The 13,042-nt window shown below is 32.3% G+C and carries 12 protein-coding genes; 3 read left to right on the forward strand and 9 right to left on the reverse strand.

Features of this window, described 5'->3' with window-relative positions; translation table 11 throughout:
• Positions 1 to 356: 356 nt before the first annotated feature.
• From ACE3PD_RS00835 to recR, 6 genes are all read right to left on the reverse strand, one after another.
• Complete coding sequence (locus ACE3PD_RS00835; RefSeq protein ID WP_374398614.1) at positions 357 to 722, reverse strand: hypothetical protein; 366 nt, start codon at positions 720 to 722, stop codon at positions 357 to 359.
• 348 nt (positions 723 to 1,070) lie between these two features.
• Positions 1,071 to 2,462, reverse strand: coding sequence for a UDP-glucose 6-dehydrogenase (locus tag ACE3PD_RS00840; RefSeq protein WP_374398616.1), 1,392 nt, complete (start codon positions 2,460 to 2,462; stop codon positions 1,071 to 1,073).
• Positions 2,463 to 2,474: 12 nt separating this feature from the next.
• Positions 2,475 to 3,470 carry an SDR family oxidoreductase gene (locus tag ACE3PD_RS00845; protein ID WP_374398619.1) on the reverse strand — a complete coding sequence of 332 codons (996 nt, stop codon included), beginning with the start codon at positions 3,468 to 3,470 and terminating at the stop codon, positions 2,475 to 2,477.
• Positions 3,471 to 3,491: 21 nt separating this feature from the next.
• Positions 3,492 to 5,957 (reverse strand): polysaccharide biosynthesis tyrosine autokinase, encoded by a 2,466-nt coding sequence (locus ACE3PD_RS00850; protein WP_374398621.1) that lies wholly within the window; start codon positions 5,955 to 5,957, stop codon positions 3,492 to 3,494.
• Between the two features lie 5 nt (positions 5,958 to 5,962).
• Positions 5,963 to 6,757: a polysaccharide biosynthesis/export family protein gene (locus ACE3PD_RS00855; protein WP_374398623.1), complete on the reverse strand. Its 795-nt coding sequence runs from the start codon at positions 6,755 to 6,757 to the stop codon at positions 5,963 to 5,965.
• Between the two features lie 135 nt (positions 6,758 to 6,892).
• Complete coding sequence (gene recR / locus ACE3PD_RS00860; protein WP_374398625.1) at positions 6,893 to 7,513, reverse strand: recombination mediator RecR; 621 nt, start codon at positions 7,511 to 7,513, stop codon at positions 6,893 to 6,895.
• Positions 7,514 to 7,653: 140 nt separating this feature from the next.
• Between recR and ACE3PD_RS00865 the strand changes: the two genes are divergently transcribed.
• Positions 7,654 to 9,150, forward strand: a complete 1,497-nt coding sequence (locus tag ACE3PD_RS00865) for a sodium:solute symporter (RefSeq protein ID WP_374398627.1) — start codon at positions 7,654 to 7,656, stop codon at positions 9,148 to 9,150.
• Here ACE3PD_RS00865 and ACE3PD_RS00870 read toward each other — a convergent pair.
• Entirely contained in the window at positions 9,147 to 9,503 is a 357-nt protein-coding gene (locus ACE3PD_RS00870; protein ID WP_374398629.1) for a CoA-binding protein, read from the reverse strand. The two genes, ACE3PD_RS00865 and ACE3PD_RS00870, sit on opposite strands and share 4 nt — an antisense overlap.
• Positions 9,504 to 9,605: 102 nt before the next feature.
• On the opposite strand from ACE3PD_RS00870, the gene ACE3PD_RS00875 reads away from it, so the two are divergent.
• The gene (locus ACE3PD_RS00875) at positions 9,606 to 10,037 is read left to right on the forward strand and encodes a hypothetical protein (RefSeq protein WP_374398631.1); all 432 of its coding nucleotides are present in this window, start codon (positions 9,606 to 9,608) and stop codon (positions 10,035 to 10,037) included.
• 93 nt (positions 10,038 to 10,130) lie between these two features.
• Positions 10,131 to 10,754 (forward strand): MarC family NAAT transporter, encoded by a 624-nt coding sequence (locus ACE3PD_RS00880; protein ID WP_374398633.1) that lies wholly within the window; start codon positions 10,131 to 10,133, stop codon positions 10,752 to 10,754.
• Positions 10,755 to 10,848: 94 nt separating this feature from the next.
• On the opposite strand, the gene ctlX is transcribed toward ACE3PD_RS00880, so the two are convergent.
• Together ctlX and ACE3PD_RS00890 are read right to left on the reverse strand one after the other, a co-directional pair.
• The gene (gene ctlX, locus ACE3PD_RS00885; RefSeq protein WP_374398635.1) at positions 10,849 to 11,784 is read right to left on the reverse strand and encodes a citrulline utilization hydrolase CtlX; all 936 of its coding nucleotides are present in this window, start codon (positions 11,782 to 11,784) and stop codon (positions 10,849 to 10,851) included.
• Positions 11,785 to 11,847: 63 nt separating this feature from the next.
• Positions 11,848 to 12,762, reverse strand: a complete 915-nt coding sequence (locus ACE3PD_RS00890) for a dimethylarginine dimethylaminohydrolase family protein (RefSeq protein ID WP_374398637.1) — start codon at positions 12,760 to 12,762, stop codon at positions 11,848 to 11,850.
• Positions 12,763 to 13,042 lie beyond the last annotated feature (280 nt).

Here is a 13,042-nt window from a genome sequence, read left to right on the forward strand (position 1 = left end):
AATAGCGAATTAAAAAATGTACACGGTTATGATAAAGCAATTTCATACGGTATTACCAATATGCAAATGCAAGGTGCAATAGCAATATTCACAGTAAACTTAAAAAGAATTCTCAAATTAATGTAGAAAACGCAATCTGCTTAGGTTTTTGAAAAAACAACCTGTAAAAGCCAAAAACAAACTTATACAAACTACAATAAAAAACAGTTGCAAAAAGAAAAACGCTTATAACGGATATTTAAAATCCTGTTACAAGCGTTTTTTTATTGACTAAAAAAGGCACTAATCAAAATAGTAGATGTTTTTCAGTGCCCTCGTAAAAAACGATTCTTTTTTTTATAAAATATAAAAAATCCTTAAAACTTAATCAATAACTCAGCAGCATGCTGCAAATGGTTATTACCTAACAAGTCCTCATTAACAGCAAACTTACCTAAAGTATGCAAACGAAGACCAACTGATGAAGTCAACCAAAAATCTAAAGCTAAACCAGCATTCAATGACTGATTGCCTTTTTTATCAACCATAAAAACACCTGCTCCACCAACAATACTAGCATCAAACCAACGAACATCAACTAAATGCTGATCAAAGGTATATTTCGCATTAAGATCAAAAGCTACATAAGTATAATCATTGGAAATAGACATCCCATTTTGCCTATTCTTACTACTCAATTCATTCAAAGATAAAACACCTCCAAAACTAAACGCCTCTGACATTTATAATCCAAACTAAAAGTAGAAACAAATGGAATAGCATTTAAATCTGCTGTATCAAAATAACGATCATCAGCAGTTGCCGTATTATTAATCAAATTAAAACCAACTCCAAATCGACATTTCTTAACAGCAGTAGTATCCTCTTGCGAAAAAACGAAAGAGGTTATAAAACCGTTACTAAAACAAATATTTTTTTCATATTAATAATTTTTAGCTAATGTATTTATTTTTTTTATAAAAAAAAGAAAGAAACGCAATCTTTACACAAAAAAGAAAAAACAATACACAATTAGCCTAGGAATAAGAACAAAAACTAATGCTCAAGTCTCAATCACTTATCCAAAAAATCTAACGAGACCCAATCCCCTGATAAACAAAACCAATTTTTTCCAAAGTAGCTTTATCCAAAATATTCCTCCCATCAAAAACAAAAGCTGGCTTTAACATATTGTCATAAATTTTTTGCCAATCGTATGTTTTAAACTCGTCCCATTCTGTTAATACGGCAATTGCGTGTGCATTATTACAGGCATCGTAAGCGTTAATTGCTACTTGAACACCTTTTGCGTTTTCTATTTCTGAACGAGATTCTAAATAATTCAAATCAAATTGAATTTGTTCTTCTCCTACTTTAGGGTCATATACAACTACTGTTGCTTGCTCACTTAATAAATCGTCAGCTACATAAATAGCGGCTGATTCTCTTGTATCGTTAGTGTCTTTTTTGAAAGCCCAACCTAAGAACGCAATTTTCTTACCCGAAACGGTGTTGTATAATGTTTTGATAATGTTTTTCGCAAAACGGCGTTTTTGGTGGTCGTTCATAATAATTACTTGCTCCCAATAATCTGCTACTTCGTTTAAGCCATATGATTTGGCAATATAAACTAAGTTTAAAATATCTTTTTGAAAACAAGAACCTCCAAAACCAACAGAAGATTTCAAGAATTTTGAACCAATACGACTATCCATACCGATAGCTCTTGCTACTTCATTAACATCAGCACCTGTTTTTTCACATATTTCACTTAAGGCATTAATAGAAGAAACACGTTGCGCTAAAAAGGCATTAGCCGTTAATTTTGACAATTCAGAAGACCAAACGTTTGTTGTTAAAATTCGATCCTTTGGAACCCAATTAGCGTAAACATCTACTAAAGCCTGAATCGCTTTTTGACCTTCTGGTGTTGTGTCTCCACCAATTAAAACTCGGTCTGGGGCGAACAAATCTTCAATAGCTGTACCTTCAGCTAAAAACTCAGGATTGGATAAAATTTGAAAATTTACACCATTTCCAGTATGCTCTAAAATTTCTTTAATTGCACTAGCTGTTCTAACTGGTAATGTTGATTTTTCAACAACAATTTTATCATTCTTAGCTACACGTGCAATTTGACGCGCGCACAATTCGATATACTTCAAATCAGCAGCCATACCTTTTCCAACACCATAGGTTTTGGTTGGAGTATTTACCGATATAAAAATCATATCTGCCTCATCAATTGCTTTATCAACTTCAGTTGAAAAAAACAAATTTCTTCCACGAGCTTCAGCCACGACATCACTTAAACCTGGTTCATAAATAGGAATATTATTCACATCTTTATCATTCCAAGCGGCAATTCTTTTTTCATTTAAATCAACAACTGTAACTTTTATATGCGGACATTTTTGAGCAATAACAGCCATTGTTGGCCCTCCAACATATCCTGCACCGATACAACAGATATTTTTAATCATTGTATTATCTTTTTACTTTTTACTTTTCTCTTGCAAATTATTCCAATACCATTTTACCGCCTCTTTCAAACCTTCTTTCATAGAAAATTTAGGTTGGTAATTTAGCAGTTCTTTTGCTTTTTCAATACTTGCTAATGAGTGTGGAATATCGCCTATCCTATTTTGTCCATAAATAATGGAAACATTAGCAATTTCATTATCATAGACTGACAAGAATTCTTTTAATGCATTAACTAATTCATTTAAAGTAGTTCTTTCGCCAAAAGCAGTGTTATAAACAGTGTTTAATGCTCTTGGATTTTCGGTCAACATAGCCAATTCGTTCATTTGAATCACGTTATCGACATAAGTGAAGTCGCGAGAAAAATTCCCGTCGCCATTAATCACTGGACTTTCATGATTGAGAAATTGGGCTACAAATTTAGGGATTACTGCAGCATATGCACCATTTGGATCTTGATTTCTTCCAAACACATTAAAATAGCGCAACCCGATAGTTTCGATTCCGTAGGTTTTACTAAATACATCGGCATATAATTCGTTTACATACTTAGTAACAGCATAAGGCGACAATGGTTTCCCAATTACCTCTTCCATTTTTGGCAATGCTTCTGAATCACCATAAGTAGAAGAACTTGCTGCATACACAAAACGTTTTACTTGTGCATTTCTTGAAGCGGTCAACATATTCAAAAAACCTGAAACATTTACTTCATTAGAAGTAATCGGATCATTAATAGAGCGCGGCACACTTCCTAATGCTGCATGATGTAACACATAATCAACACCAGAAACGGCTTGCACACAGGTTTCAAAATTTCTGATATCACCTTCAATTAAAGTAAACTTTGGATTCAACAGAAAACGCTCAATATTATGACGATACCCTGTCGAAAAATTATCCAAACAAACAACTTCATTATTTTCTAAAAAATACCCACAAAGATTGGAACCGATAAAACCTGCACCACCCGTGATTAATATTTTTTTATTTGTAATCTTTGTCATATATTCTTCTTAAGAAATGTTTTAACTGTTTTTCTGGAATTTACCCAATACTTTTCTCCATCCCGATTTAGGTTTTACCTCATCGTGGTAAGCTTCACCATAAGCTCCGTAACCATAACCATAGCCATATCCGTAACCATAGCCATATTTAGCTTTATTTTGGAAACCATTAAACACAATACTGATATTATGTAGTTCGCCTCTTTTATGCTTATCATTCACTACGCTTAGCATCCCTTTTTTAGTAAATCCTTGTCGAGTAACATATAACGTTGCATCGCAAAAATGAGCTAATTCTAAAGCATCTGAAACTAATCCAACGGGGGGAGTGTCTAAAACAATATAGTCGTATTTTGTTTTCAGCTCTGCTATCATTTCACCCATAGCTTCACTCATTAACAATTCGGAAGGATTTGGCGGAATAGGTCCGGAAGGAATTACATCTAAATTAGTAATATGTGTTTTTTGAATTACTTCATCAATTGTTTTTTGACCTATTAGATAATTTACAACTCCGGTGATATTATCAATGTTAAAATCTCCGAAAATTCTTGGCTTTCTTAAATCTAAACCTACGATAACCGTTTTTTTATCACTCAATGCAAAAACTGTTGCTAAATTGATTGAACAAAATGTTTTTCCTTCTCCACTGACTGAAGATGTTACCATTAAAATCTTAGAACCTTCTTTTTGTTGTTTTTTATACATAAACTGTAATGAAGAACGAATTGCTCTAAAAGATTCAGCAAGCGGAGACTTCGGTTTTTCAAAAACGGATAAATTATTTTCTGTATTTTTCTTACCAATAACTCCAATTAATGGAATATTTGTTAATTTTTGAATATCGTCAGTTGTATTAATGCTATTATCTAACAATGTAATTACAAATACAATAAGTAACGGAATTAAAAAGCCCAACATCGCAGCTAAGATATAATTGATGCTTGTTTTAGGACCTCTCAAACCACCACCAACATCTTTTGCTGGATCTAAGAAATTAATATCTGAAATATTAGCTGCTTTTACAATTTCAGCTTCACTTCTTTTCTCTAAAAAAGTGCTGTAAATTTTATCTTTTAAATTATATTTTCTTGTGATTTTGATATGCTCTTGTTTATTTTCTGGCAACAAACTAGCTTCCCCTTCTGCTTTAGCAATGTTTTTATTCAACAATGATAAATCTAAAGATAGAGCACTTTTAGCACTGGCAATGTTTTCTAATAATACTTTTTTTATGGATTCCATTTCTACATCAAAGTCTGAAAACAATTTCTTGTTTTTAACAGAATATGACATGCTAGCACGTTCAGCAGAAAGTTGGATTAATTTAGCTACATTTGAAATAACATTTGGATCTTCTATACCAGCCACTGTTGGTGCTGGTAGTTTAGCATAATCTGTAGTTTTCTCTAAATAATTTTTAAGTAAATTGTAATAGGCAATTTTTCTGTTAATTGCATCTTTTTGTATATCAAATTCAGACAATCTTGCACTTAAGAGACCTCCACCACCTTCTTCTTCTAATTCAAAAATATTTTTACCTTTTCTAAATTCTTTTAATTCATTTTCTGCTTCTTTGATTTGACCTTCCATTTCTCTTAATGTACTGTCAATAAAACCTATAGTGTTATTTGCAAATTGATTTTTACTATCCAATTGGATTTTTCTTAACACATCAACTGTTGTATTTAAATATTCTACTAATCTATGTTTATTAGTCCCTTCCAACTGCAAACGTACTACCGATAAGGCTTTAGCATCCGCACTAACATCGATTCCTCTGTAGGAAGCTACAGTTCCGTTAAAATCATCAAAACTTACAAAATATTCTTGATTCGTGTATTCGTATGCTTCAGGCTTAATCATTAATTTAAGATGTAAAAATGGCAAATCTACAGCTTCATTAATTTTAAAAACCTTTTTGTATTCTCCACCCGAAACATTTACTGGCTTAACAGCTAAATCAGCATATTGAATTACTGAAGCTGATGTTGCTTGGCCAAAATCTACACTCAATTCATATTGAGAAGGAGAGAGGAATTTAATTTTAATGAGTTGACCAAACAATTGCCCTTTTGTTTTATCAATTTCCACATAAAAAGGCACCTCGCCATAGGCATCTTGAAAATAATACTCCCCTTTTTTTAAATACTTGATATAATATTGCAATTTATCCACTACAATTTCATTGTGAGAACGCGATTTTAAAGTCGTAATTATAGTTTGCACTTTATCTGATGTTCCTCCCCAATTAAAAACTAAACTCGTATTTGAGGTAAAAAAAGGGTTATTCTGATCTTCCACCACAATCAACGATTCCATTCCATAAACACTTTCTTTTCTTATGTTCACGTTATAGGCAATCGTAAAAGTAATAATTAAAGACAGCACAAACCATTTCCAATATCCTATAATTTTCAAAAGAAATCCCTTGAAATCAAATGAATTTTGTGATTCAAAAAAATTAAAATCTTTAGTATCTAACATTTTAATTATAAAGTTTTAGACAACACTAGTAGTGTTGTAATTAAAGAGATGGCTGTCATAATAGTAGCAACGGATTGCATCCCTGTAACCCCTGTTCCCCAAGATTTTTGTTTCAACGGTTTAATGATGATATAATCATTGGGTTGTATGTAAAAATAAGGCGAATTCATTGCTGTTTCACTCGTTAAATCGATGCTATAAGTTTCAAATCCGTGAGCAAATTTTCTAATAATCTGCACTTCTTTTCGATTTCCTGTTATAGGAATATCTCCAGAGTTAGCAATAGCTTCCATAATTGTAGCTCTATCTTGAAACAATACATTTGTTCCAGGACTTCCAATTTCTCCATTAATAGTATAACGCAATCCTGCTAATTTGACAGTAACAAAAATATTAGCCTCCTTCTTAAAGTACTCTTCTAATAATTGTTTTTCTATCTTTATTCTAACTTCATCAGTGGTGTATCCTAAAACATTTAGCTCTCCAAGAATTGGCACTCTAATATTTCCATGATCATCTACAGTATATCCGTCAAAGTATAAAGTTTGCGGAGACTTTTGAGTTTGACCAGATCCACCTGAAGATGTAGAAAACATATCTACTAACTTTTGATCTAGAGCTTTTATATTAATACTTATTACATCGTTTGTTTGAATTCTGTAAGGTTTAGAAACCTCTTGAGAAACTTTAATCGAATCGGATTTTGATATGGGATTTGGCTGCAAATACGTCAAATCCTTTGTAGAAATACAAGAAGTTAGTAGAACCGAAAATAAGGCTAAAAAAAGTATTTTTTTCATGAGTTAACTATACTGATACTGCTTGACTTTTGTAAATAAAACACAACAAAAGAAAAACCACACTAAATTAGGTAACAAATATAGTTTTTACAATTAAAAAAACGAAGCTATTCGCAATTTTTGATTAAAATTTTGTCAAAATGGCTTTATTGACGTTTCGAATGGAATTCGATTTAATAAACTTCTTCCCAAAGTTACCTCATCGGCATATTCGAGTTCATCTCCAACAGCAATTCCTCTTGCGATAGTTGATGTTTTAATTTCGAATTCTTTAATCTGTTTGTAAATGTAAAAATTAGTCGTATCACCTTCCATGGTGGAACTTAATGCAAATATGATTTCAGCTACGTTTCCTGCTTTTACTTTTTCAACAAGCGAAGTGATTTTTAATTGACTTGGCCCAACACCTTCGATGGGTGAAATTTTCCCGCCTAAAACATGATAAACTCCTTTGAACATTCCTGTGTTTTCCAATGCCATCACATCTCGAACATCTTCTACCACACAAATTATCGATTTATCTCGAGAAGAATTAGAACAAATACCACAAATATCCGCATCCGAAATCGTATTACACTCTTTACAGTATTGAATATCATTTCGCATAGCTGTTAAAGCTGAAGATAAAACCTCAGTTTGTTCTGAAGGCTGTTTTAATAAATGCAACACCAAACGCAATGCCGTTCTTTTACCAATTCCTGGTAATTGAGCCATTTCGTTAACCGCGTTTTCTAGTAATTTTGATGGTAATTCCATTTAGCAAAAGTAAAAAAAAGTTGGGAGATGGAAGTTGGAAGTTGGGAGTTTTCCGAAAATAATTACAAATGAATTTTCTTCTCGCTTCTCGCTTCAAACTTCTATCTTTTTCCTATTTTAGCACAAATTAAAACCAACCTATGACTTCAGGAACTATTTTAGCTATCATTATTATTTATTTCGGAATCCTCATTCTTATATCCAATTTTGTAAGTAAAAAAGACAGCAGTAACGATGCTTTTTTTAAGGCGAATAAAAACGCAAAATGGTACTTAGTTGCTTTTGGAATGATTGGAACTGCACTTTCTGGTGTTACCTTTATATCTGTTCCGGGTGAAGTCGGAAATCCTGATTTGCAGTTTAAATATTTCCAATTTGTATTAGGAAATGCGATTGGTTTTATCATTATCGCCACCGTTTTACTTCCACTGTATTATCGCATGAACTTGACTTCGATTTACAGTTATATCGAACAGCGATTAGGTGTTGTGAGTTATAAAACCGCCGCAACCATTTTCTTGATTAGTAGAACTATTGGTTCGGCTTTTCGTTTGTATTTAGTGGTGATTGTGTTGCAACGTTTTGTTTTTGATGATTTTGAAGTTCCGTTTGCAGTTACAGTTTTAATTTCATTGGCCTTAATTTTTGCTTACACTTATCGCGGCGGTTTGAAAACGATTATTATTACCGATACTTTACAAACGTTTTTCTTAGTTTCATCCGTATTCTTGACGATTATTTTTATTTGTAATAGTTTAGATTTAGGATTTATTGATGCTTTTGAAACCGTTAAAAACAGTAATTATTCTAAAGTATTTTTCTATGAAGATTATCTAAAAGGTAATTATGTTGTGAAACAAATTTTAGGCGGAATCTTCGTAACCATTGCAATGGTTGGATTAGACCAAGATTTGATGCAAAAGAATTTAAGTTGCGCAAACATTGGCGAAGCCCAAAAAAACATGTTCACTTTCACCGGAATTTTTGTGGTGATTAACATATTCTTCTTGAGTGTTGGAGCTTTGCTTTACTTGTATGCAGAGAAAAATGGCATTTCAGTTCCTATGGTTGATGGTGTAAAACGTACCGATTTACTTTTTCCTGAAATTGCTTTTAATCACTTAAATATTATTCCGGCAGTGGTTTTCTTACTAGGATTAACAGCTGCTACTTTTGCTACAACGGATTCTGCTTTAACCGCTTTAACCACATCTTTTTGTGTAGATTTCTTAGGAATGGATAAAGCGGAAAACCAAAATAAATCAAACGCTGTAAGAACGCGTCATTTTGTGCATGTTGGATTTTCTTTATTAATGTTTTTGGTAATTATCATTTTCAATTCATTAAATGATAAATCAGTGGTAACTATGATTTTCAAAGTAGCAAGTTACACTTATGGACCACTTTTAGGATTGTATGCTTTTGGATTGTTTATGAAATCAAAAACCGTTCACGATAAATTAGTTCCCATTATCTGTGTTATTTCTCCATTGATTTGCTTTTTGTTGGTCAAAAATTCGGCAGCACTTTTCGGAGATTACGTAATTGACAACGAATTAATTATCGTAAACGGCATTATTACTTTTGTTGGCTTGTTGTTAATTAGCAAACCTGCTACAAGTCAAACCAAATTTTAATATTGATTGGTTGCCAATAATACCAAAGTACAAGCTACTTCATATTGAATATTGTTTGCTTCCAATATTTTATAAAATTCAGGATTCTCTGTTCCTGGATTAAAAATAACGCGTCTTGGTTTTAACGACAGAATATAATCATAATACTCCACTTGTGCTTTTGGATTGAGATACAAAGTCACAGTATCAACCGCATGAAAATCTAATTTCTCGGTTTCGATTGGGATATCAAAAGCCATTCCTTTTTTGGCTCCGATGGCTACTACTTGATGACTTTTATCTACTAAATTATGAATTGCCTTGTATGAATATCGCTCTTTATTTGTGGAAGCTCCTATAACTAATGTTTTCATTTTATTTTTATTTAGAAATTTAAAGTTACGATAAATAAACAAATAATAAAAATTTGCTAAAGTCTGATTTCGAAACGATTTTTGAAGTAATTTTAAATAAAAATGCTTTATAACATCTCATACAAAGACCCAAAAATTGAAAGGGAAATCAATGAATTAGTTGGCAAGCCTTTTTCAATATTTGACAACATCAAAAAAGGAGGCATCGGTTCTCCAAAATTATTTATTACCAGATGTAGTTCGGCTATTTACGATTTATTACACGTTAACAACTCGGTTAAATTCTGCAATATTGAATTACGTCCAAATGGCATCATCATTGGTTTTCAATCTCGCTTAGATGTTTACGCATTAGTAATTCCTTATTATAAATTGGTTCTGTTTAAACCGGGAAATTCAATTACTTTTCATATCGACCATCATTACATTTCGGTTGATTGTTCCAAAAACAGTAAAGGCGTTCAAAAATTCATTGATAAACTTGAATTGGAAAAAGAAAAAAACACCTTTTACTCTCCATTAGATGCTTATTAGCCTTACTTACATTAAGGAAACCTAAAAGTAAAGAAGATTTTTTTTTGATTCGTAAATAAAATAATTACCTTGTACTAAATTTGTAAAAAAACAATGGAATTATTTATTTATTTATTCGCCGCCTTATTTTCGGTATTAAACCCAATTGGAACGGTTCCTATTTTCGTTGCCCTAACCGAAGGTTACACAAGTGCTGAACGAGCAAAAGTTTCTTTAATCACCAGTATTAACGTTTTAATCATCTTGTTGATTTCGTTTTTTATTGGGCAATATGTGTTGAGTTTCTTCGGAATCACAATTACAGCTTTACGAATTGCAGGCGGAATTATTATTACGAGTTCAGGTTTCGGATTATTGAATGGAAATTTCAGTAAAAACAAAGGAATCAATAAAAAAGTTCAGAAAGAAGTTCAAAACAGAACACACATTGCGCTTACTCCTTTAGCAATGCCAATGTTAGCCGGACCTGGTTCTATTTCATTACTTATTGCTTATTATCAAGAACACAATTCAACCTCTGAAATCATAATTTCAACGATTTCAATTACGGTTGTTGCAGCTACTATTTATTTAGTCCTTCGTAGTGCCCACTTTTTAGCAAAAATGTTAGGTTCTTCTGGAATCGTAGCTATTTCACGAATTATTGGATTCTTAACGATTGCTATTGGTATTCAATATATTATTAGTGCAGTTTTGAGTATTGTCAGAGGAATATAAAAAAGTCGGAAGACGGAAGAAAAAAAATCCCAAATTCAGAATTAATTCTAAATTTGGGATTTTACTTTTAAAATCACTCTAAATGACGTTATAGTTATTCTTTTGGCAAGAAAATTTCAGCCATCATACAGCGTGCACTTCCACCACCACAAGCTTCAATTGTATCTAAACTTGAACTTACGATAGTTACATGTTCTTCTAATTGTGCAATTTGCTTTTTAGTCAAACTTTGGTGAGCTGAGGCGCTCATAATTAAATATCTTCTGTCATCTGTTCCTTTTACCTCTAACATATTTCCAGCAAAATTGTTTACTTGGTCTTCGGTGATAAGAATTACTTCTTTTTCATCACCTTTTAAGCTATCTAAGACCATTTTACGTTCTTTCTTGTCATCGATACAATCTGCACAAATAACCGCAAATGTTTCGCCCACGCACATAATTACGTTCGTATGATAAATGTGTTTTCTTTCTCCATTTACTGTTTGAAACGCTTCAAAAATTACGGGTGTAAATTCAAAATCTTCACAAAATTCGATGAATAATTCTTCGTCAGCTCTTGGCGATAAAGCACAATACGCTTTTCCGTTAGCTCTATCTAAAACAATACTTCCTGTTCCTTCTAAGAAAACATTGTCTTCTTCAGCTGAAGTGTAATCCATAATTTCATTGATTACAAAACCTTCATTTTCTAAATGATCTAAAACATCTTCTCTTCTTTCTAAACGGCGATTTTCGGCAAACATTGGATATAAAACTACGTCTCCATTCTCATGAAATGAAATCCAGTTGTTTGGAAAAATACTGTCAGGTGTATCGGGACTTAATGTATCTTCAACCACCACAACATTTAATCCAATCATTCTTAACTTTTGAACGAAAGTATCAAATTCTTCTTGTGCTTTTGCGTTAACCGAAGTTGGTGTTAAATTATCCAATACTTTTTGGTAATAATTATTCACCGCTGTTTGTTCGTTCATACGGAATGCTACCGGACGAATCATCAATATGGAGTTAGTTGTTTGGTTCATGTTATTTTTTTTGTTTCAGGTTTCAAGTTTCAAATTTCAGGTTTTCAACTTGAAACAAAGTTTTTAATCTCTAATTAATGGTAAAGTTGAACATCTCAACAAACCTTCTTGTTTTGCAATTTCTGCGTATGGAATTTCTTCAACTGTAAATCCGTTTTCGCGTAACCAATTATTTAATCTGGTGAAGTTTTTTTCAGAAACTACAACATCAGGAGCAATGGAAAACACGTTGGAATTCATATGATACATTTCTTCTCTTTCGATGTGAAATAGATTTTCTTTTCCGAATAAATTCACTAAAAACATATAATCGGCTTCTTCACGGAAACCACTTTTGTAAATGATTCCTTTATTAGTTCCTACAGGTTGAAAACAACAATCTAAATGCAAAGCATTATCACGAGGCTCAATTTTCGATTTTACTAAATCGAATGCTTTCACAATTTTATTTGGAAATAATTCTTTAATATAATTTACACCTTGCATATTGGTTCTTGCTGTGATATAATCTTTGTAATCCGAACCTTTGTATGTTCCAATGAAGATATATTCATTCCAAGGCATTACATCACCACCTTCAATATGCACTTCTTCTGGCGGGCGCACCACTTTTTTAGGATCAATTTGATCGATTACGTATTGAATCGCGTCTAATTCACGCTCTCTATCCGGTAAAATATTGGCTTTGATAAAAATGTCATCGATAACAAATCCGATGTCTCTGGCGAAAATTTGGTTGTAATTTTCAATAATTTGAGGTCTGAAGACTTTTACGTCGTATTTTTGGAACACTTTGCTAAAAGCTTCCATTTCGTTTACCATATCTGCTTCCACAGGATAGGTTCCGGCTTTAATATGCTCTAATGATTTAGGATCATAGGCTTCTTCAATGGTAGGTGTTGGACCGTTACTTGTAGCAGTTCCTAACACCACAGCCCTTAATCGGGAAGTTTCGTTTTTTACATTTAATTGTAACATAGCTTTCGGCTTTTGGCAAATATAGAAAAAGGAAACGAGAATATAAATTAGTAAACTATTATAAATTCGCTTCAAAAAGATTCTTTTTAGATATAAATGATTAAATTTGAGAAAACTATAAAAAACAAATTATCATGGGACACTACCGTCCGAAAGTTTAATTTTTAAAAGTGCCTGAGAATGATTTATTTTGAAAAAACTTTCAAAAATTTTCAAACATGTCACTCTTCAGGCGTTCCAAAAATACAAATAAACCTATACTTGGGCAAATATTATCATT

The organism is Flavobacterium sp., from assembly GCF_041911335.1.
GTDB lineage: Bacteria > Bacteroidota > Bacteroidia > Flavobacteriales > Flavobacteriaceae > Flavobacterium.

Bases quoted from the DNA above. Each gene is read 5' to 3' on its own strand.
- ACE3PD_RS00880 (WP_374398633.1), top strand. From the start codon at position 10,131: ATGGAATTATTTATTTATTTATTCGCCGCCTTATTTTCGGTATTAAAC.
- recR (WP_374398625.1), bottom strand. From the start codon at position 7,513: ATGGAATTACCATCAAAATTACTAGAAAACGCGGTTAACGAAATGGCT.
- ACE3PD_RS00850 (WP_374398621.1), bottom strand. From the start codon at position 5,957: ATGTTAGATACTAAAGATTTTAATTTTTTTGAATCACAAAATTCATTT.
- ACE3PD_RS00890 (WP_374398637.1), bottom strand. From the start codon at position 12,762: ATGTTACAATTAAATGTAAAAAACGAAACTTCCCGATTAAGGGCTGTG.
- ACE3PD_RS00855 (WP_374398623.1), bottom strand. From the start codon at position 6,757: ATGAAAAAAATACTTTTTTTAGCCTTATTTTCGGTTCTACTAACTTCT.
- ACE3PD_RS00840 (WP_374398616.1), bottom strand. From the start codon at position 2,462: ATGATTAAAAATATCTGTTGTATCGGTGCAGGATATGTTGGAGGGCCA.
- ACE3PD_RS00865 (WP_374398627.1), top strand. From the start codon at position 7,654: ATGACTTCAGGAACTATTTTAGCTATCATTATTATTTATTTCGGAATC.
- ACE3PD_RS00845 (WP_374398619.1), bottom strand. From the start codon at position 3,470: ATGACAAAGATTACAAATAAAAAAATATTAATCACGGGTGGTGCAGGT.
- ctlX (WP_374398635.1), bottom strand. From the start codon at position 11,784: ATGAACCAAACAACTAACTCCATATTGATGATTCGTCCGGTAGCATTC.
- ACE3PD_RS00835 (WP_374398614.1), bottom strand. From the start codon at position 722: ATGTCAGAGGCGTTTAGTTTTGGAGGTGTTTTATCTTTGAATGAATTG.
- ACE3PD_RS00870 (WP_374398629.1), bottom strand. From the start codon at position 9,503: ATGAAAACATTAGTTATAGGAGCTTCCACAAATAAAGAGCGATATTCA.
- ACE3PD_RS00875 (WP_374398631.1), top strand. From the start codon at position 9,606: ATGCTTTATAACATCTCATACAAAGACCCAAAAATTGAAAGGGAAATC.